We start from the raw sequence: 26,249 nt of genomic DNA, 5'->3' as shown, positions 1-26,249 counted from the left end.
CTTACCTGTTTGTTGCTCTCCTGACATTTTAGTCGGGATTATTCCCGCATCTTCCCCCCTGGGTATTGAAATTAATTTATTCATCCTGGGAGACTCATTTTGAGCTTTGTTGATAATAACTTTACTGTTCCTCCGCCGATCACCGTAGCGAAATTTGGCGGCACCAGCGTAGCCGATTATGCCGCCATGAGCCGTAGCGCGACGATTATTAAGGAAAATCCATCAGCTAAAGTAGTGCTGATCAGTGCGTGCTCCGGTGTTACTAACCTGCTGGTTGAATTAGCAAATGGAATTACCGATAACGAGCAGCGCTCACAACGGCTACAACAACTTCATACTATCCATAAGAATATTCTTAACCACCTCACCAATCCGGAGACGGTATCTGGTGATATCCAACGCTTGCTTGATGATGTTGCCGCACTTTCAGCACAAGCAGCCCAAACCGCTTCTTCACAGTTAACCGACTTGCTGGTTTCACACGGCGAATTACTGTCGACTTACCTTTTTACCCAAATTCTGAATGAAATGGGTGCCGATGCCCTGCGCTTTGATATTCGCCCGGTAATGAAAACCGACAGCCAGTTTGGTAAAGCCATTCCTGACATAGATGCAATCTGTCTGCAGGCCGAAGTACAACTCAAGCCATTGCTGGCTAACGATCAGATTATTGTGTCCCAGGGCTTTATCGGTTCAGATACCAATGGAGTGACCACAACCCTGGGTCGTGGAGGCAGCGACTATAGTGCCGCCCTGATTGCAGAAGCCATTCAGGCCGATAAATTGGAAATCTGGACAGATGTTCCGGGCATGTATTCCACCGACCCCCGACTGGCTGCTGCTGCACAGCCAATTAAGGAGATCAGCTTCTGTGAAGCCTCCGAAATGGCAAACTTCGGAGCAAAAATCTTGCACCCTTCAACCCTGGTTCCGGCTATTCGCCAGCAGATCCCTGTTTTTATCGGCTCATCAAAAGCACCGGAACAGGGCGGGACCTGGATCCGCGAGCATGTCGAGCAGCCTCCGAAGTTCCGAGCTCTTGCTCTGCGCTGCAACCAGACAATGGTAACCCTGACCAGCCTGAACATGTTCCATGCCTATGGCTTCTTGGCGGAAGTCTTTCGCATCCTTGCCAAATACAAGATCTCTGTCGATCTCATCACCACTTCCGAGGTGAGTGTCTCGCTGACACTGGATCAAACCGATACCGGCGGTGGTGCCCCGACACTACCAACGGCGGCTATAGAAGAGCTCAACCAATTATGTCGGGTAGAGGTCGAGCAAGATCTTTGCCTGGTTGCCCTGATTGGTAACAAACTGGGTGAAGCTCCGGGAGCCGCAACGCAAGTATTTAGTACCTTGGAGCAATACAGCCCCCGAATGATTTGCTTTGGTGCCAGCACACATAACCTGTGTTTTTTGGTCAAAACCAATGAATCTCGCGCAGTCATCAAAACGCTCCACCACGCCCTGTTTGAATAACGGGCAAATGACAGAAAAAGTAAAGGCGCTCCATGGGCGCCTTTTATATCTCTGAATTATTAGTGAAGATTCGGCCCAAGCCACTTCTCTGCCTCAACCAAATCCCACCCTTTTCGCTCTGCATAACTGTCACGCTGATCCGGTTGAATTTGTGCCACCGCAAAATAGCGCGACTCCGGATGAGAGAAGTACCAGCCGGAAACCGCCGCCCCCGGCCACATCGCATAACTTTCGGTCAGCGTCATACCGGTATTAGCTTCCACATCCAACAAAGACCAGATTTCACCTTTCTCGGTATGCTCAGGGCAAGCAGGATAACCAGGAGCCGGTCGGATCCCTTGGTACTTTTCCCGGATCAGCGATTCATTGGTCAGCGCTTCATCCGGCGCATAGCCCCAAATTTCCTTGCGCACCATCTCGTGCATACACTCAGCAAAAGCCTCTGCCAAACGATCCGCCACCGCCTGGATCATGATGGCACTGTAATCATCACCGCTGGATTTGAACTGCTCAGCCAAATCCGCCTCACCAATACCACCGGTCACCGCAAACGCACCGATCCAATCAGCCTTACCGCTCTCTTTCGGAGCTATATAATCAGACAAGCAGTAGTTAGCACCTTTGGGTTTTCGGGTCTGCTGACGTAATCCCCTCAGCACGGTTCTCACCTCTGAGCGGGAATCATCGGTATAGATTTCAATATCATCACCGATATTATTGGCCGGAAACAGGCCGCATACTCCATTAGCTCGGATGATGCCGGTCTGCTCAATCTCATCAAGCATATTATTTGCGTCTTCAAACAACCGGCGCGCTTCTTCACCGACAAGTTCATGCTCAAGAATCGCAGGATATTTACCACTAAGGGACCAGGTCATAAAGAAAGGTGTCCAGTCGATATAACGACGAAGCGTTGAAACCGGAAAATCCCTGAACGCATGAACCCCACCTTTAACCGGCTCCGGTGGTGTGTAAGCCGCCCAATCAAGATTAACTTTGTTAGCCCTCGCCTCCTCCAGTGATATGGGCTCGGTTCGTGGCTTCTTGCGCATATGCTGATCGCGGACAATTTCGTATTCCCGATCCAGGCGAGCAACAAACGCCGGTTTCTGCTCATCAGAAAGCAACGCGCTACAGACACCAACAGCACGGGACGCATTCGAAACATAAACCACAGGCGCATGATAGTTTTGTTCAATCTTGACTGCGGTATGGGCTTTTGATGTTGTGGCACCACCAATCAGCAAAGGAATATCAAATCCCTGTCGTTCCATCTCTTTAGCCACATGCACCATTTCATCAAGAGACGGAGTGATCAGGCCACTCAGGCCAATGATGTCGACATTTTCCTCTCTGGCCACTTTCAGGATCTTATCGCACGGCACCATCACACCAAGATCAATGATCTCGTAGTTATTACACTGCAGTACAACACCGACAATATTCTTTCCAATGTCATGAACATCTCCTTTCACCGTAGCCAGCAGGATTTTTCCGTTCGAGCTGCCCGCCTTTTTCTCGGCATTGATAAAAGGCTCCAAATAAGCCACGGCCTGTTTCATCACCCGCGCCGACTTTACCACCTGCGGCAAGAACATCTTGCCTTCACCAAACAAATCACCGACAACATTCATGCCAGACATCAACGGGCCTTCAATCACCTCAAGCGGCTTGCTTGCCTTCTGGCGTGCCTGTTCTGTATCTTCGACAATAAACTCGGTAATTCCTTTCACCAAGGCGTGTTCAAGTCGTTTCTCTACCGGCCAGCCCCGCCACTCCTGTGCTGAAGTATCTTCTTCAGCTTTTCCGCTATCCCGGTACTTATCCGCAATTTCCAGCAGACGTTCAGTACTGTCTGAACGGCGGTTCAGGACAACATCTTCGACTGCATCGCGCAACTCCGACGGCAGGTCATCATAGATAGCCAACTGACCGGCATTGACGATCCCCATGTCCATACCCCGTTTAATACAGTGATATAAAAACACGGCATGAATGGCTTCCCTAACCGGGTTATTACCCCGAAACGAGAATGATACGTTGGATACTCCGCCGGAGACCATCGCATGTGGCAGTGTACGCTTGATATCGCCAACCGCCTCAATGAAATCAACGGCATAGTTATTATGCTCATCAATACCCGTCGCCACAGCAAAGATGTTCGGGTCGAAAATGATGTCTTCAGGCGGGAAACCGACCTCATCAACCAGAACACGGTAGGCATTGGTACAAATTTCAATTTTGCGCTCGCGGGTATCGGCCTGCCCGGTTTCATCGAATGCCATCACGATCACGGCAGCACCATACCTGCGGATCAACCTTGCCTGCTCAACGAACTTCGCTTTTCCTTCCTTAAGCGAAATTGAGTTAACAATCGATTTACCCTGTACACATTTCAGGCCCGCTTCCATGACTTCCCATTTCGATGAGTCGATCATGATCGGCACTTTCGAGATCTCAGGCTCACTAGCACACAAATTAAGGAATCGAACCATCGCCGCCTCGGCATCGATCATTCCTTCATCCATATTGATATCGATGATCTGAGCACCAGCCTCAACCTGCTGACGGGCAACTTCCAATGCCTCGTCATACAGATCTTCTTTGATCAGTCGCTTAAAACGAGCCGAACCCGTCACATTGGTTCGCTCCCCGACATTGAGAAACAACGTGTCGGACTCAATAATTAATGGCTCAAGGCCGGAAAGCCGACAGGCCACAGGAATTTCAGGTAACGGACGCGGAGTAATATCCTGAGTAACATTCGCGATGGCACGGATATGTTCAGGTGTAGTACCGCAGCATCCCCCTACCATATTTAGAAAACCACTTTGCGCCCATTCCTGAATATGAGCAGCCATCTCTTCCGGCCCGAGATCATATTCACCGAAAGCATTCGGCAGACCAGCATTCGGGTGCGCCGACACTGCACATTCAGAAATACGGGAGAGTTCTTCTACATACTGGCGCAGCTCATCAGGGCCGAGTGCACAGTTCAGACCAAAGGAAATCGGCTTTACGTGGCGTAGTGAATTATAGAAAGCTTCTGTCGTCTGACCGGAAAGCGTTCGCCCTGATGCATCCGTTATGGTACCGGAGATCATCACCGGTAAAGTGATGTCGAGCTCGTCGAACACACTCTCAACCGCAAAAGCACAGGCCTTGGCATTCAGGGTATCGAAGATAGTTTCAATCAGGATGATATCAACACCACCACGGATCAAGGCGCGAGTTGACTCAGAATAAGTCTCAACCAACAGGTCAAAAGTGATATTACGAAATCCCGGGTCGTTAACATCAGGAGAGATAGAACAAGTCCGGTTAGTCGGACCTAACACCCCGGCAACAAAGCGTGGCTTTTCTGGTGTCTTCGCAGACCACTCATCTGCCGCCTCTCTTGCCAGCCGGGCAGCTTCAAAATTAATTTCAGCGCTGAGACTTTCCATGCCATAGTCAGCCATGGCAATAGTCGTGGCATTAAATGTATTGGTTTCCAGGATATCTGCCCCGGCTTCAAGGTAAGCCGCATGGATATCTTTTATAAGCTGAGGCTGAGTCAGCACCAACAAATCATTATTCCCTTTCAAATCGCTCTGCCAGTCGGCAAACCGACTTCCACGGTAATCCCCTTCATCCAGCTTATATCCCTGGATCATGGTGCCCATCCCGCCATCAATAATCAGGATCTGCTCTTGCAACCGCTTCTGTAGTAATTCCTTGCCCTTTAACACCACATCACTTCCCTTCTATAATGTTACAGCTGAGTAACATCCTACCACAGCCCAAATGGAAATCTAGACGTCTATAGCTCTTTTCTTTTTTCGCTTTCCCTCAAACTTTTTATAGCCTTTCTCCCCAAGATGCATTTATATTTTGACCAAATTTAACCCTGATTCTTTTCAATTACCGAGGTTAACGCATGTCGGTCTATAGCACCCTCTGCTTCCTTGCTGCAGCAGCAATGGTTATTGCTTTTATAAACAGCAAAATAGGAAAAATGCAGACAACCATTGCCATCACAGCCGGTGCACTGGTCCTTTCTCTGGGGATTGTCATTGCAGGTCAGAATGGCTGGTTCCATCTTGAAGATATTGCTGCTGAGCAGCTTGGTGAAATCAACTTTGAGAATTTCTTGCTGAAAGGCATTTTAGGCTTTTTGTTATTCGCCGGCGGGCTCGGTATCAAACTGCCTCATCTGGAAGAGCAGAAATGGGAAATCACGGTTTTGGCTCTGGCCGCGACTCTGTTTTCCACTTTCTTTATCGGCTTTTCGCTTTGGGGGCTCTGCCAGTTAATCGGTATCCAGTTCGATCTCATCTACTGCCTGCTATTTGGCTCCCTGATATCGCCAACCGACCCTATCGCCGTCCTCGCGATTGTCAAAAAGCTCGATGCGCCACGCCGTATCTCAACACAAATCGAAGGCGAATCCCTGTTTAACGACGGTTTCGGCCTAGTGATTTTTGTCACCTTGTTTACGATTGCGTTCGGCAACGAAGCCCCGACAGTCCTCGGCGTCGGCCAGTTGTTCCTTCAAGAAGCGATAGGCGGTATAGCTTACGGCTTCCTGCTGGGCCTGCTATTCCACTATCTGATCAGTTCAACCGATGACCACTCAATGGAGTTACTACTGACAATCGGCATACCGACGGCAGGTTATGTCTTTGCCGATCTGATCCATGTCTCCGGCCCGCTGGCAATGGTGGTATCCGGTATTATGATTGGTAACTGGACACGCTATATCGGTTTTTCAAAAGAGAGTGAAGACCATCTGGATCACTTCTGGGAACTGGTTGACGAGTTTCTAAATGGTGTGCTGTTCCTGCTGATCGGTATGAGCATGCTTCAGTTCAGCTTCCATCAGGAAGACTGGGTATTGATGGCAATTGCCATTCCTCTGGTCCTGCTCAGCCGCTACCTGAGTATCAAGCTCTCCTATCTCGGTTTCGAGCGTTATCGCGACTACAACCCACTATCAGTTAGAATTCTGACCTGGGGTGGTCTGCGGGGAGGATTAGCACTGGCGATGGCGATGGCAATCCCGGCTGGCGTTATCGTAATTCCGGAAAAAAGCATTGATGTCAAAGAGATCATTTTGGTAATGACTTACGCAGTTGTGGTGTTCTCAATCCTTGTACAAGGTTCAACAATCACGCCATTAATCCACAAAGCCAAAGCCTGGGAAGCTCAAAACCGCTAAAGATCATTTTGCTTAAAGTAAAAAGACCTGCAATTTGCAGGTCTTTTTGTATGACATATTCTTATTGTGATTGAGGTTACTCATCACGGGTAAAATTCTCTTCTGAGAAATGCTCCAGATCATACGGTGTTTGCTGATAGACACAGTAGTTAAGCCAGTTCGAAAATAATAAATGACCATGACTGCGCCAGCTGGCTATTGGAGTATTATCAGGATTGTCGCCAGGATAATAGTTAACCGGCAAATTAGGCTCCATCCCTTCCCCCAAATCCCTCACATATTCATTATGCAAAGTACTGACATCATACTCAGGATGACCGGTGACAAAGACATTACGCTTATCTTTAGTGGCAGCTAAGTAAACCCCAGCCTCATCAGAGGTCGCGAGAATATCCAGATCTGTATTTTCGGCCAAAAATTCAGGAGAAAAATCAGCATAACGCGAATGCGGAGCCCAAAAGCTATCATCAAACCCGCGAAGGATCGGATGGTAGCAATCTTGTGTCCTATGAGAATACACTCCGGACAGCTTTTCTTTACGGGTACGCTTCGGTAAATCATATAACAGCTTCAGCCCAGCCTGAGCAGCCCAACAGACAAACATTGTTGATGTCACATGTTTCTTAGCCCAGTTCAAAATAGCCTGGATTTCTTCCCAGTAAAGCACATCCTCAAACTGAACCAGACCTAACGGTGCGCCGGTTACAATCAAACCGTCAAAATTACGATCTTTTACCATCTCAAACTGACGGTAAAAAGTATCTAAATGCTCAATGGGTGTATTTTTTGTCGGCCTATTATCAATCCGCAACAGCTCAACATCCACCTGCAGTGGTGTATTAGAAAGCAGCCGCAAGAACTGAGTTTCCGTCTCAATTTTTTTGGGCATCAGATTTAACAACAGCACTTTCAACGGACGTATTTCCTGACTGGTAGCCCGAGCTTCCGACATCACAAAAATATTCTCTCGGCGCAAGATATCAGTCGCAGGTAATTGATCAGGAATTTTAATCGGCATCTTGGTTTACTCCTTAAACGTTATACCGAACGAAACATATTCAATGAAGCTAAACTAAGCAACAAGATGTTTAGACGTCCAGATTTCTAAATAAAACTATATAAGTTTTGTCAGTCACGCAAGAAAAACAAGATAAAAAGAATTAAGGATCAAGATAGGAAATATGAGAAAATTTGATAAGTCGTTTTTCATAAAGCAAAAACGAAAAAACCCAGCCTAAAGCTGGGTTTTTGAATGGGTGTTCAGCAATGTCCTACTCTCACATGGGGAGGCCCCACACTACCATCGGCGCTACAACGTTTCACTACTGAGTTCGGCATGGGATCAGGTGGTACCATTGTGCTATTGTCGCTGAACAAATTAGTGGTGCTAGTACCCAGATTTGAACTGGGGACCTCACCCTTACCAAGGGTGCGCTCTACCAACTGAGCTATACCAGCACGCAATTCTGCGTTGAAACCCGCTATCGCGAATTTCTAAAATTGGAAGCCTGGCGATGTCCTACTCTCACATGGGGAGGCCCCACACTACCATCGGCGCTATTACGTTTCACTACTGAGTTCGGCATGGGATCAGGTGGGTCCATAATGCTATGGTCGCCAAGCAAATTCGTTACAATCTTGGAAAATCTGACTATGTTCTCGCACTACATTCAAGTGCTCATGGAGTCCTATAAAACCCCTTGGGTGTTGTATGGTTAAGCCTCACGGGCAATTAGTACAGGTTAGCTCAACGCCTCACAGCGCTTACACACCCTGCCTATCAACGTTCTAGTCTTGAACAGCCCTTCAGGATACTTAAAGTATCAGGGATGACTCATCTTGAGGCTCGCTTCCCGCTTAGATGCTTTCAGCGGTTATCGATTCCGAACTTAGCTACCGGGCAATGCGTCTGGCGACACAACCCGAACACCAGCGGTTCGTCCACTCCGGTCCTCTCGTACTAGGAGCAGCCCCTCTCAATCATCCAGCGCCCACGGCAGATAGGGACCGAACTGTCTCACGACGTTCTAAACCCAGCTCGCGTACCACTTTAAATGGCGAACAGCCATACCCTTGGGACCGACTTCAGCCCCAGGATGTGATGAGCCGACATCGAGGTGCCAAACACCGCCGTCGATATGAACTCTTGGGCGGTATCAGCCTGTTATCCCCGGAGTACCTTTTATCCGTTGAGCGATGGCCCTTCCATTCAGAACCACCGGATCACTATGACCTGCTTTCGCACCTGCTCGAACCGTCATTCTCGCAGTCAAGCGGGCTTATGCCATTGCACTAACCTCACGATGTCCGACCGTGATTAGCCCACCTTCGTGCTCCTCCGTTACGCTTTGGGAGGAGACCGCCCCAGTCAAACTACCCACCAGGCACTGTCCTCACCCCGGATAACGGGGCCAAGTTAGAACATCAACACTACAAGGGTGGTATTTCAAGGACGGCTCCACAGATACTGGCGTACCTGCTTCGAAGCCTCCCACCTATCCTACACATGTAGGGTCAATGTTCAGTGCCAAGCTGTAGTAAAGGTTCACGGGGTCTTTCCGTCTAGCCGCGGGGACGCAGCATCTTCACTGCGATTTCAATTTCACTGAGTCTCGGGTGGAGACAGCGTGGCCATCATTACGCCATTCGTGCAGGTCGGAACTTACCCGACAAGGAATTTCGCTACCTTAGGACCGTTATAGTTACGGCCGCCGTTTACCGGGGCTTCGATCAAGAGCTTCGACCTAAGTCTAACCCCATCAATTAACCTTCCGGCACCGGGCAGGCGTCACACCGTATACGTCATCTTTCGATTTTGCACAGTGCTGTGTTTTTAATAAACAGTTGCAGCCACCTGGTATCTGCGACTGCCGGCAGCTCCAAGAGCAAGTCTCTTCACCGCCAGCAGCGTACCTTCTCCCGAAGTTACGGTACCATTTTGCCTAGTTCCTTCACCCGAGTTCTCTCAAGCGCCTTGGTATTCTCTACCTGATCACCTGTGTCGGTTTGGGGTACGATTCCTTACTATCTGAAGCTTAGAGGCTTTTCCCGGAAGCATGGCATCAATGACTTCACTGCCGTAGCAGCTCGACATCGGGTCTCAGCCTAACGTATTCCCGGATTTGCCTAAGAATACAGCCTACACCCTTGAACCAGGACAACCGTCGCCTGGCCCACCTAGCCTTCTCCGTCCCCCCATCGCAATAGTAAGAAGTACGGGAATATTAACCCGTTTCCCATCGACTACGCCTTTCGGCCTCGCCTTAGGGGTCGACTCACCCTGCCCCGATTAACGTTGGACAGGAACCCTTGATCTTCCGGCGAGGAGGTTTTTCACCCCCTTTATCGTTACTCATGTCAGCATTCGCACTTCTGATACGTCCAGCAAGCCTTACGACTCACCTTCAACCGCTTACAGAACGCTCCCCTACCCAATACGCTAATGCGCATTGCCGCAGCTTCGGTGTATAGCTTAGCCCCGTTAAATCTTCCGCGCAGGCCGACTCGACCAGTGAGCTATTACGCTTTCTTTAAATGATGGCTGCTTCTAAGCCAACATCCTGGCTGTCTGAGCCTTCCCACATCGTTTCCCACTTAGCTATAACTTTGGGACCTTAGCTGGCGGTCTGGGTTGTTTCCCTCTCCACGACGGACGTTAGCACCCGCCGTGTGTCTCCCGGATAGTACTTACTGGTATTCGGAGTTTGCAAAGGGTTGGTAAGTCGGGATGACCCCCTAGCCTTAACAGTGCTCTACCCCCAGTAGTATTCGTCCGAGGCGCTACCTAAATAGCTTTCGGGGAGAACCAGCTATCTCCAGGTTTGATTGGCCTTTCACCCCTAGCCACAAGTCATCCGCTAATTTTTCAACATTAGTCGGTTCGGTCCTCCAGTAAGTGTTACCTCACCTTCAACCTGCCCATGGCTAGATCACCTGGTTTCGGGTCTAATCCCAGCAACTGCACGCCCAGTTAAGACTCGGTTTCCCTACGGCTCCCCTATTCGGTTAACCTTGCTACTGAAATTAAGTCGCTGACCCATTATACAAAAGGTACGCAGTCACCCCGAAGGGCTCCTACTGCTTGTACGTACACGGTTTCAGGTTCTATTTCACTCCCCTCACAGGGGTTCTTTTCGCCTTTCCCTCACGGTACTGGTTCACTATCGGTCAGTCAGGAGTATTTAGCCTTGGAGGATGGTCCCCCCATGTTCAGACAGGATATCACGTGTCCCGTCCTACTCGATTTCACTCGTTATGCGCCGTCGGCTACGGGGCTGTCACCCTGTATCGCCAAGCTTTCCAGCTTGTTCACCTAACGCAAGACTAGCTTAAGGGCTAATCCGGTTTCGCTCGCCGCTACTGCCGGAATCTCGGTTGATTTCTGTTCCTCGGGGTACTTAGATGTTTCAGTTCCCCCGGTTCGCCTCACAACGCTATGTATTCACGTTGTGATACTTGCTTATGCAAGTGGGTTTCCCCATTCGGAAATCCGAGAGTATAGTGATTCTTACCATCTCCTCTCGGCTTATCGCAGGTTAGCACGTCCTTCATCGCCTCTGACTGCCAAGGCATCCACCGTGTACGCTTAGTCACTTAACCATACAACCCCAAGAGGTTTCGTATGGCAAACAACCAAGGTTTTCCATCTGAGTATTGATGGAATAGTTTTGCCGGACTCTTACACAAGACACTTGAATGTGTATTGCTTGAGAACTCGTTTGTCTTTCGACAAACAATAATTCAATTATGAATTACTAGTCAGCTTTCCAGATTGTTAAAGAGCATGTGTTTTCTTTCGAAACCACTTTTTAAAAACACTCAGTGAGTGTGCTTAAAGAGTGGTGGGCGATACCGGGCTCGAACCAGTGACCCCCTCCTTGTAAGGGAGGTGCTCTCCCAACTGAGCTAATCGCCCTCCGATGTTTTACATCTTCCGAGGAGAAGATGGTGGGTCGTGCAGGATTCGAACCTGCGACCAATTGATTAAAAGTCAACTGCTCTACCAACTGAGCTAACGACCCGTGGCGTCCCATAGGGGAGTCGAACCCCTGTTACCGCCGTGAAAGGGCGGTGTCCTAGGCCTCTAGACGAATGGGACTAAGTGTGTCAGGTTTGGGCACCTGAACATGTTCTTTACTTTTTAACCAGGCAATCTGTGTGGACACTGCATCAAATGAGCAGTCTATCGTTAAGGAGGTGATCCAGCCCCAGGTTCCCCTAGGGCTACCTTGTTACGACTTCACCCCAGTCATGAACCACACCGTGGTAAACGCCCTCCCGAAGGTTAAGCTATCTACTTCTGGTGCAGCCCACTCCCATGGTGTGACGGGCGGTGTGTACAAGGCCCGGGAACGTATTCACCGTGGCATTCTGATCCACGATTACTAGCGATTCCGACTTCATGGAGTCGAGTTGCAGACTCCAATCCGGACTACGACATACTTTCTGGGATTCGCTCACCATCGCTGGTTGGCCGCCCTCTGTATATGCCATTGTAGCACGTGTGTAGCCCTACTCGTAAGGGCCATGATGACTTGACGTCGTCCCCACCTTCCTCCGGTTTATCACCGGCAGTCTCCCTGGAGTTCCCACCCGAAGTGCTGGCAAACAAGGATAAGGGTTGCGCTCGTTGCGGGACTTAACCCAACATTTCACAACACGAGCTGACGACAGCCATGCAGCACCTGTCTCACGGTTCCCGAAGGCACTCCTCTATCTCTAAAGGATTCCGTGGATGTCAAGAGTAGGTAAGGTTCTTCGCGTTGCATCGAATTAAACCACATGCTCCACCGCTTGTGCGGGCCCCCGTCAATTCATTTGAGTTTTAATCTTGCGACCGTACTCCCCAGGCGGTCTACTTAACGCGTTAGCTCCGAAAGCCAGAACTCAAGGTCCCAACCTCCAAGTAGACATCGTTTACGGCGTGGACTACCAGGGTATCTAATCCTGTTTGCTCCCCACGCTTTCGCATCTGAGCGTCAGTCTTTGTCCAGGGGGCCGCCTTCGCCACCGGTATTCCTTCAGATCTCTACGCATTTCACCGCTACACCTGAAATTCTACCCCCCTCTACAAGACTCTAGCCTGCCAGTTCAAAATGCTGTTCCGAGGTTAAGCCCCGGGCTTTCACATCTTGCTTAACAGACCGCCTGCATGCGCTTTACGCCCAGTAATTCCGATTAACGCTCGCACCCTCCGTATTACCGCGGCTGCTGGCACGGAGTTAGCCGGTGCTTCTTCTGCAGCTAACGTCAAAGATATACGCTATTAACGCATACCCCTTCCTCACTGCTGAAAGTACTTTACAACCCGAAGGCCTTCTTCATACACGCGGCATGGCTGCATCAGGGTTTCCCCCATTGTGCAATATTCCCCACTGCTGCCTCCCGTAGGAGTCTGGACCGTGTCTCAGTTCCAGTGTGGCTGATCATCCTCTCAGACCAGCTAGGGATCGTCGCCTTGGTGAGCCGTTACCCCACCAACTAGCTAATCCCACCTGGGCTAATCCTGACGCGAGAGGCCCGAAGGTCCCCCTCTTTGCTCCGAAGAGATTATGCGGTATTAGCTATCGTTTCCAATAGTTATCCCCCACATCAGGGCATATTCCCAGGCATTACTCACCCGTCCGCCGCTCGCCGCCCATAATTTCCACCGAAGCTTCTATTATGTCGCTGCCGCTCGACTTGCATGTGTTAGGCCTGCCGCCAGCGTTCAATCTGAGCCATGATCAAACTCTTCAATTCAAGTTTTGGCTCAATGAATACTGATTGTTCCAACCGAAGTTGAAACGAATTGACTGTGCCAAATAATAAGTAAACTTAGTATTTGTATTGGTCACTCAGTTCATTGATAAATCTTTTTGACTAATCATTTCACGAGTGCCCACACAGATTGCATGGTCAAATTGTTAAAGAACGTTGACTTTCAATGCCTTAGCACTGTGTGCATCAGCAAGTCAGGTGGCGTATAATACGCTTTTCTGATGTCCAGTCAAGATAAAATTTTCAACTTTTTCATTGCCTCAATGGAAAAGCAAAAACCCTATGTTGACTCCGCTCACATCCTGTCCGGTTTGAGCGAAAGAAAAGCCCGTTGTTGCCAACGGGCTTCCTGAAATCAAAGCCTGGCGATGTCCTACTCTCACATGGGGAGGCCCCACACTACCATCGGCGCTATTACGTTTCACTACTGAGTTCGGCATGGGATCAGGTGGGTCCATAATGCTATGGTCGCCAAGCAAATTCTTACAATCTGGAAAATCTGACTATGTTCTCGCACTACATTCAAGTGCTCATGGAGTCCATAAAACCCCTTGGGTGTTGTATGGTTAAGCCTCACGGGCAATTAGTACAGGTTAGCTCAACGCCTCACAGCGCTTACACACCCTGCCTATCAACGTTCTAGTCTTGAACAGCCCTTCAGGATACTTGAAGTATCAGGGATGACTCATCTTGAGGCTCGCTTCCCGCTTAGATGCTTTCAGCGGTTATCGATTCCGAACTTAGCTACCGGGCAATGCGTCTGGCGACACAACCCGAACACCAGCGGTTCGTCCACTCCGGTCCTCTCGTACTAGGAGCAGCCCCTCTCAATCATCCAGCGCCCACGGCAGATAGGGACCGAACTGTCTCACGACGTTCTAAACCCAGCTCGCGTACCACTTTAAATGGCGAACAGCCATACCCTTGGGACCGACTTCAGCCCCAGGATGTGATGAGCCGACATCGAGGTGCCAAACACCGCCGTCGATATGAACTCTTGGGCGGTATCAGCCTGTTATCCCCGGAGTACCTTTTATCCGTTGAGCGATGGCCCTTCCATTCAGAACCACCGGATCACTATGACCTGCTTTCGCACCTGCTCGAACCGTCATTCTCGCAGTCAAGCGGGCTTATGCCATTGCACTAACCTCACGATGTCCGACCGTGATTAGCCCACCTTCGTGCTCCTCCGTTACGCTTTGGGAGGAGACCGCCCCAGTCAAACTACCCACCAGGCACTGTCCTCACCCCGGATAACGGGGCCAAGTTAGAACATCAACACTACAAGGGTGGTATTTCAAGGACGGCTCCACAGATACTGGCGTACCTGCTTCGAAGCCTCCCACCTATCCTACACATGTAGGGTCAATGTTCAGTGCCAAGCTGTAGTAAAGGTTCACGGGGTCTTTCCGTCTAGCCGCGGGGACGCAGCATCTTCACTGCGATTTCAATTTCACTGAGTCTCGGGTGGAGACAGCGTGGCCATCATTACGCCATTCGTGCAGGTCGGAACTTACCCGACAAGGAATTTCGCTACCTTAGGACCGTTATAGTTACGGCCGCCGTTTACCGGGGCTTCGATCAAGAGCTTCGACCTAAGTCTAACCCCATCAATTAACCTTCCGGCACCGGGCAGGCGTCACACCGTATACGTCATCTTTCGATTTTGCACAGTGCTGTGTTTTTAATAAACAGTTGCAGCCACCTGGTATCTGCGACTGCCGGCAGCTCCAAGAGCAAGTCTCTTCACCGCCAGCAGCGTACCTTCTCCCGAAGTTACGGTACCATTTTGCCTAGTTCCTTCACCCGAGTTCTCTCAAGCGCCTTGGTATTCTCTACCTGATCACCTGTGTCGGTTTGGGGTACGATTCCTTACTATCTGAAGCTTAGAGGCTTTTCCCGGAAGCATGGCATCAATGACTTCACTGCCGTAGCAGCTCGACATCGGGTCTCAGCCTGATGTATTCCCGGATTTGCCTAAGAATACAGCCTACACCCTTGAACCAGGGCAACCGTCGCCTGGCCCACCTAGCCTTCTCCGTCCCCCCATCGCAATAGTAAGAAGTACGGGAATATTAACCCGTTTCCCATCGACTACGCCTTTCGGCCTCGCCTTAGGGGTCGACTCACCCTGCCCCGATTAACGTTGGACAGGAACCCTTGATCTTCCGGCGAGGAGGTTTTTCACCCCCTTTATCGTTACTCATGTCAGCATTCGCACTTCTGATACGTCCAGCAAGCCTTACGACTCACCTTCAACCGCTTACAGAACGCTCCCCTACCCAATACGCCAATGCGCATTGCCGCAGCTTCGGTGTATAGCTTAGCCCCGTTAAATCTTCCGCGCAGGCCGACTCGACCAGTGAGCTATTACGCTTTCTTTAAATGATGGCTGCTTCTAAGCCAACATCCTGGCTGTCTGAGCCTTCCCACATCGTTTCCCACTTAGCTATAACTTTGGGACCTTAGCTGGCGGTCTGGGTTGTTTCCCTCTCCACGACGGACGTTAGCACCCGCCGTGTGTCTCCCGGATAGTACTTACTGGTATTCGGAGTTTGCAAAGGGTTGGTAAGTCGGGATGACCCCCTAGCCTTAACAGTGCTCTACCCCCAGTAGTATTCGTCCGAGGCGCTACCTAAATAGCTTTCGGGGAGAACCAGCTATCTCCAGGTTTGATTGGCCTTTCACCCCTAGCCACAAGTCATCCGCTAATTTTTCAACATTAGTCGGTTCGGTCCTCCAGTAAGTGTTACCTCACCTTCAACCTGCCCATGGCTAGATCACCTGGTTTCGGGTCTAATCCCAGCAACTGTACGCCCAGTTAAGACTCGGTTTCCCTACGGCTCCCCTATTCGGTTAACCTTGCTACTGAAATTAAGTCGCTGACCCATTATACAAAAGGTACGCAGTCACCCCGAAGGGCTCCTACTGCTTGTACGTACACGGTTTCAGGTTCTATTTCACTCCCCTCACAGGGGTTCTTTTCGCCTTTCCCTCACGGTACTGGTTCACTATCGGTCAGTCAGGAGTATTTAGCCTTGGAGGATGGTCCCCCCATGTTCAGACAGGATATCACGTGTCCCGTCCTACTCGATTTCACTCGTTATGCGCCGTCGGCTACGGGGCTGTCACCCTGTATCGCCAAGCTTTCCAGCTTGTTCACCTGACGCAAGACTAGCTTAAGGGCTAATCCGGTTTCGCTCGCCGCTACTGCCGGAATCTCGGTTGATTTCTGTTCCTCGGGGTACTTAGATGTTTCAGTTCCCCCGGTTCGCCTCACAACGCTATGTATTCACGTTGTGATACTTGCTTATGCAAGTGGGTTTCCCCATTCGGAAATCCGAGAGTATAGTGATTCTTACCATCTCCTCTCGGCTTATCGCAGGTTAGCACGTCCTTCATCGCCTCTGACTGCCAAGGCATCCACCGTGTACGCTTAGTCACTTAACCATACAACCCCAAGAGGTTTCGTATGGCAAACAACCAAGGTTTTCCATCTGAGTAAATGATGGAATAGTTTTGCCGGACTCTTACACAAGACACTTGAATGTGTATTGCTTGAGAACTCGTTTGTCTTTCGACAAACAATAATTCAATTATGAATTACTAGTCAGCTTTCCAGATTGTTAAAGAGCATGTGTTTCCATCAGGAACCACTTTTTAAAGTTTCTTAAGGAAAAAACCTTAAAGAGTGGCGTCCCATAGGGGAGTCGAACCCCTGTTACCGCCGTGAAAGGGCGGTGTCCTAGGCCTCTAGACGAATGGGACTAAGTGTGTCAGGTTTGGGCACCTGAACATGTTCTTTACTTTTTAACCAAGCAATCTGTGTGGACACTGCATCAAATGAGCAGTCTATCGTTAAGGAGGTGATCCAGCCCCAGGTTCCCCTAGGGCTACCTTGTTACGACTTCACCCCAGTCATGAACCACACCGTGGTAAACGCCCTCCCGAAGGTTAAGCTATCTACTTCTGGTGCAGCCCACTCCCATGGTGTGACGGGCGGTGTGTACAAGGCCCGGGAACGTATTCACCGTGGCATTCTGATCCACGATTACTAGCGATTCCGACTTCATGGAGTCGAGTTGCAGACTCCAATCCGGACTACGACATACTTTCTGGGATTCGCTCACCATCGCTGGTTGGCCGCCCTCTGTATATGCCATTGTAGCACGTGTGTAGCCCTACTCGTAAGGGCCATGATGACTTGACGTCGTCCCCACCTTCCTCCGGTTTATCACCGGCAGTCTCCCTGGAGTTCCCACCCGAAGTGCTGGCAAACAAGGATAAGGGTTGCGCTCGTTGCGGGACTTAACCCAACATTTCACAACACGAGCTGACGACAGCCATGCAGCACCTGTCTCACGGTTCCCGAAGGCACTCCTCTATCTCTAAAGGATTCCGTGGATGTCAAGAGTAGGTAAGGTTCTTCGCGTTGCATCGAATTAAACCACATGCTCCACCGCTTGTGCGGGCCCCCGTCAATTCATTTGAGTTTTAATCTTGCGACCGTACTCCCCAGGCGGTCTACTTAACGCGTTAGCTCCGAAAGCCAGAACTCAAGGTCCCAACCTCCAAGTAGACATCGTTTACGGCGTGGACTACCAGGGTATCTAATCCTGTTTGCTCCCCACGCTTTCGCATCTGAGCGTCAGTCTTTGTCCAGGGGGCCGCCTTCGCCACCGGTATTCCTTCAGATCTCTACGCATTTCACCGCTACACCTGAAATTCTACCCCCCTCTACAAGACTCTAGCCTGCCAGTTCAAAATGCTGTTCCGAGGTTAAGCCCCGGGCTTTCACATCTTGCTTAACAGACCGCCTGCATGCGCTTTACGCCCAGTAATTCCGATTAACGCTCGCACCCTCCGTATTACCGCGGCTGCTGGCACGGAGTTAGCCGGTGCTTCTTCTGCAGCTAACGTCAAAGATGCACGCTATTAACGTACACCCCTTCCTCACTGCTGAAAGTACTTTACAACCCGAAGGCCTTCTTCATACACGCGGCATGGCTGCATCAGGGTTTCCCCCATTGTGCAATATTCCCCACTGCTGCCTCCCGTAGGAGTCTGGACCGTGTCTCAGTTCCAGTGTGGCTGATCATCCTCTCAGACCAGCTAGGGATCGTCGCCTTGGTGAGCCGTTACCCCACCAACTAGCTAATCCCACCTGGGCTAATCCTGACGCGAGAGGCCCGAAGGTCCCCCTCTTTGCTCCGTAGAGATTATGCGGTATTAGCTATCGTTTCCAATAGTTATCCCCCACATCAGGGCATATTCCCAGGCATTACTCACCCGTCCGCCGCTCGCCGCCCATGATGTCCACCGAAGCTTCTATCATGTCGCTGCCGCTCGACTTGCATGTGTTAGGCCTGCCGCCAGCGTTCAATCTGAGCCATGATCAAACTCTTCAATTCAAGTTTTGGCTCAATGAATACTGATTGTTCCAACCGAAGTTGAAACGAATTGACTGTGCCAAATAATAAGTAAACTTAGTATTTGTATTGGTCACTCAGTTCATTGATAAATCTTTTTGACTAATCATTTCACGAGTGCCCACACAGATTGCATGGTCAAATTGTTAAAGAACGTTGACTTTCAATGCCTTAGCACTGTGTGCATCAGCAAGTCAGGTGGCGTATAATACGCTTTTCTGACGTCCAGTCAAGATAAAATTTTCAACTTTTTCATTGCCTCAATGGAAAAGCAAAAACCCTATGTTGACTCCGCTCACATCGCATTCAATCGGAGCGAAAGAAAAGCCCGTTGTTGCCAACGGGCTTCCTGAAATCAAAGCCTGGCGATGTCCTACTCTCACATGGGGAGGCCCCACACTACCATCGGCGCTATTACGTTTCACTACTGAGTTCGGCATGGGATCAGGTGGGTCCATAATGCTATGGTCGCCAAGCAAAATTCTTACAATCTTGAAAACTGTCTAGGTTCTCGCACTACATTCAAGTGCTCATGGAGTCCAATAAAACCCCTTGGGTGTTGTATGGTTAAGCCTCACGGGCAATTAGTACAGGTTAGCTCAACGCCTCACAGCGCTTACACACCCTGCCTATCAACGTTCTAGTCTTGAACAGCCCTTCAGGATACTTGAAGTATCAGGGATGACTCATCTTGAGGCTCGCTTCCCGCTTAGATGCTTTCAGCGGTTATCGATTCCGAACTTAGCTACCGGGCAATGCGTCTGGCGACACAACCCGAACACCAGCGGTTCGTCCACTCCGGTCCTCTCGTACTAGGAGCAGCCCCTCTCAATCATCCAGCGCCCACGGCAGATAGGGACCGAACTGTCTCACGACGTTCTAAACCCAGCTCGCGTACCACTTTAAATGGCGAACAGCCATACCCTTGGGACCGACTTCAGCCCCAGGATGTGATGAGCCGACATCGAGGTGCCAAACACCGCCGTCGATATGAACTCTTGGGCGGTATCAGCCTGTTATCCCCGGAGTACCTTTTATCCGTTGAGCGATGGCCCTTCCATTCAGAACCACCGGATCACTATGACCTGCTTTCGCACCTGCTCGAACCGTCATTCTCGCAGTCAAGCGGGCTTATGCCATTGCACTAACCTCACGATGTCCGACCGTGATTAGCCCACCTTCGTGCTCCTCCGTTACGCTTTGGGAGGAGACCGCCCCAGTCAAACTACCCACCAGGCACTGTCCTCACCCCGGATGACGGGGCCAAGTTAGAACATCAACACTACAAGGGTGGTATTTCAAGGACGGCTCCACAGATACTGGCGTACCTGCTTCGAAGCCTCCCACCTATCCTACACATGTAGGGTCAATGTTCAGTGCCAAGCTGTAGTAAAGGTTCACGGGGTCTTTCCGTCTAGCCGCGGGGACGCAGCATCTTCACTGCGATTTCAATTTCACTGAGTCTCGGGTGGAGACAGCGTGGCCATCATTACGCCATTCGTGCAGGTCGGAACTTACCCGACAAGGAATTTCGCTACCTTAGGACCGTTATAGTTACGGCCGCCGTTTACCGGGGCTTCGATCAAGAGCTTCGACCTAAGTCTAACCCCATCAATTAACCTTCCGGCACCGGGCAGGCGTCACACCGTATACGTCATCTTTCGATTTTGCACAGTGCTGTGTTTTTAATAAACAGTTGCAGCCACCTGGTATCTGCGACTGCCGGCAGCTCCAAGAGCAAGTCTCTTCACCGCCAGCAGCGTACCTTCTCCCGAAGTTACGGTACCATTTTGCCTAGTTCCTTCACCCGAGTTCTCTCAAGCGCCTTGGTATTCTCTACCTGATCACCTGTGTCGGTTTGGGGTACGATTCCTTACTATCTGAAGCTTAGAGGCTTTTCCCGGAAGCATGGCATCAATGACTTCACTGCCGTAGCAGCTCGACATCGGGTCTCAGCCTGATGTATTCCCGGATTTGCCTAAGAATACAGCCTACACCCTTGAACCAGGACAACCGTCGCCTGGCCCACCTAGCCTTCTCCGTCCCCCCATCGCAATAGCAAGAAGTACGGGAATATTAACCCGTTTCCCATCGACTACGCCTTTCGGCCTCGCCTTAGGGGTCGACTCACCCTGCCCCGATTAACGTTGGACAGGAACCCTTGATCTTCCGGCGAGGAGGTTTTTCACCCCCTTTATCGTTACTCATGTCAGCATTCGCACTTCTGATACGTCCAGCAAGCCTTACGACTCACCTTCAACCGCTTACAGAACGCTCCCCTACCCAATACGCTAATGCGCATTGCCGCAGCTTCGGTGTATAGCTTAGCCCCGTTAAATCTTCCGCGCAGGCCGACTCGACCAGTGAGCTATTACGCTTTCTTTAAATGATGGCTGCTTCTAAGCCAACATCCTGGCTGTCTGAGCCTTCCCACATCGTTTCCCACTTAGCTATAACTTTGGGACCTTAGCTGGCGGTCTGGGTTGTTTCCCTCTCCACGACGGACGTTAGCACCCGCCGTGTGTCTCCCGGATAGTACTTACTGGTATTCGGAGTTTGCAAAGGGTTGGTAAGTCGGGATGACCCCCTAGCCTTAACAGTGCTCTACCCCCAGTAGTATTCGTCCGAGGCGCTACCTAAATAGCTTTCGGGGAGAACCAGCTATCTCCAGGTTTGATTGGCCTTTCACCCCTAGCCACAAGTCATCCGCTAATTTTTCAACATTAGTCGGTTCGGTCCTCCAGTAAGTGTTACCTCACCTTCAACCTGCCCATGGCTAGATCACCTGGTTTCGGGTCTAATCCCAGCAACTGCACGCCCAGTTAAGACTCGGTTTCCCTACGGCTCCCCTATTCGGTTAACCTTGCTACTGAAATTAAGTCGCTGACCCATTATACAAAAGGTACGCAGTCACCCCGAAGGGCTCCTACTGCTTGTACGTACACGGTTTCAGGTTCTATTTCACTCCCCTCACAGGGGTTCTTTTCGCCTTTCCCTCACGGTACTGGTTCACTATCGGTCAGTCAGGAGTATTTAGCCTTGGAGGATGGTCCCCCCATGTTCAGACAGGATATCACGTGTCCCGTCCTACTCGATTTCACTCGTTATGCGCCGTCGGCTACGGGGCTGTCACCCTGTATCGCCAAGCTTTCCAGCTTGTTCACCTAACGCAAGACTAGCTTAAGGGCTAATCCGGTTTCGCTCGCCGCTACTGCCGGAATCTCGGTTGATTTCTGTTCCTCGGGGTACTTAGATGTTTCAGTTCCCCCGGTTCGCCTCACAACGCTATGTATTCACGTTGTGATACTTGCTTATACAAGTGGGTTTCCCCATTCGGAAATCCGAGAGTATAGTGATTCTTACCATCTCCTCTCGGCTTATCGCAGGTTAGCACGTCCTTCATCGCCTCTGACTGCCAAGGCATCCACCGTGTACGCTTAGTCACTTAACCATACAACCCCAAGAGGTTTCGTATGGCAAACAACCAAGGTTTTCCATCTGAGTATTGATGGAATAGTTTTGCCGGACTCTTACACAAGACACTTGAATGTGTATTGCTTGAGAACTCGTTCTTCTTTCGAAGAACAATAATTCAATTATGAATTACTAGTCAGCTTTCCAGATTGTTAAAGAGCATAACGCAAAAGCGTTAATCAATAACTGACGTTATTCATTAGCACTCTTGCCGTTCTTTCACATATTAACCAAGCAATCTGTGTGGACACTGCATCAAATGAGCAGTCTATCGTTAAGGAGGTGATCCAGCCCCAGGTTCCCCTAGGGCTACCTTGTTACGACTTCACCCCAGTCATGAACCACACCGTGGTAAACGCCCTCCCGAAGGTTAAGCTATCTACTTCTGGTGCAGCCCACTCCCATGGTGTGACGGGCGGTGTGTACAAGGCCCGGGAACGTATTCACCGTGGCATTCTGATCCACGATTACTAGCGATTCCGACTTCATGGAGTCGAGTTGCAGACTCCAATCCGGACTACGACATACTTTCTGGGATTCGCTCACCATCGCTGGTTGGCCGCCCTCTGTATATGCCATTGTAGCACGTGTGTAGCCCTACTCGTAAGGGCCATGATGACTTGACGTCGTCCCCACCTTCCTCCGGTTTATCACCGGCAGTCTCCCTGGAGTTCCCACCCGAAGTGCTGGCAAACAAGGATAAGGGTTGCGCTCGTTGCGGGACTTAACCCAACATTTCACAACACGAGCTGACGACAGCCATGCAGCACCTGTCTCACGGTTCCCGAAGGCACTCCTCTATCTCTAAAGGATTCCGTGGATGTCAAGAGTAGGTAAGGTTCTTCGCGTTGCATCGAATTAAACCACATGCTCCACCGCTTGTGCGGGCCCCCGTCAATTCATTTGAGTTTTAATCTTGCGACCGTACTCCCCAGGCGGTCTACTTAACGCGTTAGCTCCGAAAGCCAGAACTCAAGGTCCCAACCTCCAAGTAGACATCGTTTACGGCGTGGACTACCAGGGTATCTAATCCTGTTTGCTCCCCACGCTTTCGCATCTGAGCGTCAGTCTTTGTCCAGGGGGCCGCCTTCGCCACCGGTATTCCTTCAGATCTCTACGCATTTCACCGCTACACCTGAAATTCTACCCCCCTCTACAAGACTCTAGCCTGCCAGTTCAAAATGCTGTTCCGAGGTTAAGCCCCGGGCTTTCACATCTTGCTTAACAGACCGCCTGCATGCGCTTTACGCCCAGTAATTCCGATTAACGCTCGCACCCTCCGTATTACCGCGGCTGCTGGCACGGAGTTAGCCGGTGCTTCTTCTGCAGCTAACGTCAAAGATGCACGCTATTAACGTACACCCCTTCCTCACTGCTGAAAGTACTTTACAACCCGAAGGCCTTCTTCATACACGCGGCATGGCTGCATCAGGGTTTCCCCCATTGTGCAATATTCCCCACTGCTGCCTCCCGTAGGAGTCTGGACCGTGTCTCAGTTCCAGTGTGGCTGATCATCCTCTCAGACCAGCTAGGGATCGTCGCCTTGGTGAGCCGTTACCTCACCAACTAGCTAATCCCACCTGGGCTAATCCTGACGCGAGAGGCCCGAAGGTCCCCCTCTTTGCTCCGAAGAGATTATGCGGTATTAGCCATCGTTTCCAATGGTTATCCCCCACATCAGGGCATATTCCCAGGCATTACTCACCCGTCCGCCGCTCGCCGCCCATGATGTCCACCGAAGCTTCTATCATGTCGCTGCCGCTCGACTTGCATGTGTTAGGCCTGCCGCCAGCGTTCAATCTGAGCCATGATCAAACTCTTCAATTCAAGTTTTGGCTCAATGAATACTGTTATTACTTATTTCTAAGTAAGAATTGACTGTGCTGATACCTAAGTATCAATTGGTCACTCAGCTTCATTGATAAATCTTTTTGACTAATCATTTCACGAGTGCCCACACAGATTGCATGGTCAAATTGTTAAAGAACATTGACTCAACAACTCAGTGTTGGTCAGGGCTGCGTATGTTACACCCCTTTTCTTTTAAGTCAAGAAGTTTTTTTTGAAACTCTCAAAACCGCTTCCGACCTAGCTTCAGCTAAGCAAAACATTAACTTTCAATGCTTTCGAGCTCTCAACTAAAGAGGCTGGCCATTTTATTCACTTTAAAAAGCACGTCAAGCCCTTTTTAAAACATATTTTGTTGCCAACCTTACAACCAACAAGTTATCCACAACTTACAAATAGCTTACTAAGTACTGGGTTAACCTGTCGATGGAGCGGCATTATAGGGAGAAGGAAATATAAGACAATCGTTTTTTTTGATTTTTTGACTGATCGATGGCAATTCAGACCAAACCCCTTAAAAACGACAACAAATAAAGCAATTCACACACATGAATTAGCACTTCATATTTATCGCCACAGAAAGTAAGTGTAGTCAAAAAACAAAAAAGCGGATAATTGATAGGGTGATTTGACAAAAAAGGCAGCCTATAGCTGCCTGCTCTTTATGCCACTTCCACGATAAAGTAGGGATTCAGAAGATCCTCCCGGTGATAATTCAATTCATCACCGTTGAACTGATGCACTTTCGCGCCGGCACTTTCTGCAATACATTGGCCAGCAGCAGTATCCCACATCATGGTCGGTCCCAAGCGCGGATAATACTGAGCCCGCCCTTCTGCAACCATACAGAATTTCAGAGATGAACCGACCTCTATCATTTTATGCTCACCCAAGTTTGACAGGTAATCCGCCATATCCGGACTCGGATGAGAACGACTTCCAACGACTATCGGTACTGTAGATAGTCTTGCTTTTATTTGTTCTCGTCCAGCTTTGGTCTGGAGCCAAGCTTTATCACTATCGCCCAGCCATGTTTTTTCCAGTGCAGGAGCATGAACAACCGCCAAGACCGGTTTGCCATTTTCAATTAAGGCGATATTGACGGTGAACTCTCCATTTTTCCGGAGGAACTCTTTGGTGCCATCTAACGGATCCACCAGCCAGAACGTACTCCATTCCTGTCTTTCCGACCATGGGGTATGTGCCGACTCTTCTGTTAGAAGAGGTATTTCAGGAGTAAGCCTAGTAAGCTGCTCAACAATAATGGTATTGGCCGCAAGATCAGCCTCGGTTACCGGACTACTATCCGCTTTCTCTTCAACCTGAATGTTGCCATGATAGCGCTCCATGATCGCAGCTCCTGCTTCAAGCGCTATGTCATAAATTGATTCGAGTAAGTTACTCAACCGTAGCTCCTTTTATTCGCGGATAATCTGACGCTCTTTTAAAGATGCGATACACAGGTCAACCAACTCTGTCACAGACACCTCTCCGGCCGATAGGTGAATCTCCGGTTCTTGAGGTGACTGATATTCAGAATCAATCCCTGTGAATTGCTTAATTTCACCCGCCCGGGCTTTCTTATACAAGCCTTTCGGATCACGCTTCTCACATTCAGTCAGGGGAGTATCAACAAAAACCTCAAGAAACTCCCCTTCAGGCAATAGCTCTCTGACCAACTGCCGCTCCTGACGATATGGCGAAATAAAAGCGCTCAGTACTATCAGGCCAGCATCAGCCATTAACTTAGCAACTTCGCCAATTCGGCGGATGTTCTCCCTGCGATCTTCCGTTGAAAACCCCAAATCCCGACATAGCCCGTGCCTGACATTATCACCATCGAGTAAATAAGTGTGATAACCCAGTTCCGCCAAACGAAACTCCAGCGCTCCCGCCACTGTGGACTTACCAGCGCCACTCAAGCCGGTAAACCACATAACACAGGGCTTCTGTTGTTTTTGCCCGGCACGAAAATCTTTATCGATATGATGGCGGTGCCAGACTACATTCTCATCTTTATGTGGCTGTACTGCGGCTGTCATAATTAGCTCCGTAAT

At 50.0% G+C, this 26,249-nt stretch carries 6 protein-coding genes, 5 tRNA genes and 10 rRNA genes; 2 read left to right on the top strand and 19 right to left on the bottom strand.

Going from position 1 to position 26,249, the window contains the following annotated elements; translation table 11 throughout:
* The first annotated feature begins 99 nt into the window (after positions 1–99).
* Positions 100–1,482, top strand: a complete 1,383-nt coding sequence (gene lysC / locus AACQ93_RS01880) for a lysine-sensitive aspartokinase 3 (protein WP_064601738.1) — start codon at positions 100–102, stop codon at positions 1,480–1,482.
* Between the two features lie 59 nt (positions 1,483–1,541).
* Here lysC and metH read toward each other — a convergent pair whose 3' ends face one another.
* Positions 1,542–5,216, bottom strand: coding sequence for a methionine synthase (gene metH / locus AACQ93_RS01875; protein WP_064601737.1), 3,675 nt, complete (start codon positions 5,214–5,216; stop codon positions 1,542–1,544).
* Positions 5,217–5,401: 185 nt separating this feature from the next.
* Between metH and AACQ93_RS01870 the strand changes: the two genes are divergently transcribed.
* Positions 5,402–6,682: a cation:proton antiporter gene (locus tag AACQ93_RS01870; RefSeq protein WP_064601735.1), complete on the top strand. Its 1,281-nt coding sequence runs from the start codon at positions 5,402–5,404 to the stop codon at positions 6,680–6,682.
* 76 nt (positions 6,683–6,758) lie between these two features.
* On the opposite strand, the gene metA is transcribed toward AACQ93_RS01870, so the two are convergent.
* The 18 genes from metA to cysC all read right to left on the bottom strand — a co-directional run bounded on the left by metA (position 6,759) and on the right by cysC (position 26,234).
* Positions 6,759–7,700 (bottom strand): homoserine O-acetyltransferase MetA, encoded by a 942-nt coding sequence (gene metA / locus AACQ93_RS01865; RefSeq protein WP_064601733.1) that lies wholly within the window; start codon positions 7,698–7,700, stop codon positions 6,759–6,761.
* 240 nt (positions 7,701–7,940) lie between these two features.
* Positions 7,941–8,056 (bottom strand): 5S ribosomal RNA (rrf, locus tag AACQ93_RS01860).
* An 8-nt stretch (positions 8,057–8,064) separates the two neighbouring features.
* Positions 8,065–8,140 (bottom strand) — tRNA-Thr (locus tag AACQ93_RS01855).
* A gap of 48 nt (positions 8,141–8,188) precedes the next feature.
* Positions 8,189–8,304 (bottom strand): 5S ribosomal RNA (gene rrf / locus AACQ93_RS01850).
* A gap of 89 nt (positions 8,305–8,393) precedes the next feature.
* Positions 8,394–11,281 (bottom strand): 23S ribosomal RNA (locus tag AACQ93_RS01845).
* 240 nt (positions 11,282–11,521) lie between these two features.
* A tRNA-Val gene (locus AACQ93_RS01840) sits at positions 11,522–11,597 on the bottom strand.
* Positions 11,598–11,627: 30 nt separating this feature from the next.
* Positions 11,628–11,703, bottom strand: a tRNA-Lys gene (locus tag AACQ93_RS01835).
* Between the two features lies 1 nt (position 11,704).
* A tRNA-Glu gene (locus AACQ93_RS01830) sits at positions 11,705–11,780 on the bottom strand.
* 91 nt (positions 11,781–11,871) lie between these two features.
* A 16S ribosomal RNA gene (locus tag AACQ93_RS01825) occupies positions 11,872–13,423 on the bottom strand.
* 378 nt (positions 13,424–13,801) lie between these two features.
* Positions 13,802–13,917, bottom strand: a 5S ribosomal RNA gene (gene rrf, locus AACQ93_RS01820).
* An 86-nt stretch (positions 13,918–14,003) separates the two neighbouring features.
* A 23S ribosomal RNA gene (locus AACQ93_RS01815) occupies positions 14,004–16,891 on the bottom strand.
* Between the two features lie 242 nt (positions 16,892–17,133).
* Positions 17,134–17,209, bottom strand: a tRNA-Glu gene (locus AACQ93_RS01810).
* Between the two features lie 91 nt (positions 17,210–17,300).
* A 16S ribosomal RNA gene (locus AACQ93_RS01805) occupies positions 17,301–18,852 on the bottom strand.
* A gap of 378 nt (positions 18,853–19,230) precedes the next feature.
* Positions 19,231–19,346, bottom strand: a 5S ribosomal RNA gene (gene rrf, locus AACQ93_RS01800).
* 87 nt (positions 19,347–19,433) lie between these two features.
* Positions 19,434–22,321, bottom strand: a 23S ribosomal RNA gene (locus tag AACQ93_RS01795).
* A 298-nt stretch (positions 22,322–22,619) separates the two neighbouring features.
* Positions 22,620–24,171 (bottom strand): 16S ribosomal RNA (locus AACQ93_RS01790).
* The 16S, 23S and 5S rRNA genes sit together here with 5 tRNA genes alongside, the layout of an rRNA operon.
* A 683-nt stretch (positions 24,172–24,854) precedes the next feature.
* Positions 24,855–25,598, bottom strand: coding sequence for a 3'(2'),5'-bisphosphate nucleotidase CysQ (cysQ, locus tag AACQ93_RS01785; protein ID WP_064601731.1), 744 nt, complete (start codon positions 25,596–25,598; stop codon positions 24,855–24,857).
* 12 nt (positions 25,599–25,610) lie between these two features.
* Positions 25,611–26,234: an adenylyl-sulfate kinase gene (gene cysC, locus AACQ93_RS01780; protein WP_007470754.1), complete on the bottom strand. Its 624-nt coding sequence runs from the start codon at positions 26,232–26,234 to the stop codon at positions 25,611–25,613.
* Between the last annotated feature and the right edge of the window lie 15 nt (positions 26,235–26,249).

This window comes from Photobacterium sp. J15 (assembly GCF_963870815.1).
Lineage (GTDB): Bacteria > Pseudomonadota > Gammaproteobacteria > Enterobacterales > Vibrionaceae > Photobacterium > Photobacterium marinum.
This window is presented reverse-complemented; position numbering and strand designations above follow the sequence as displayed.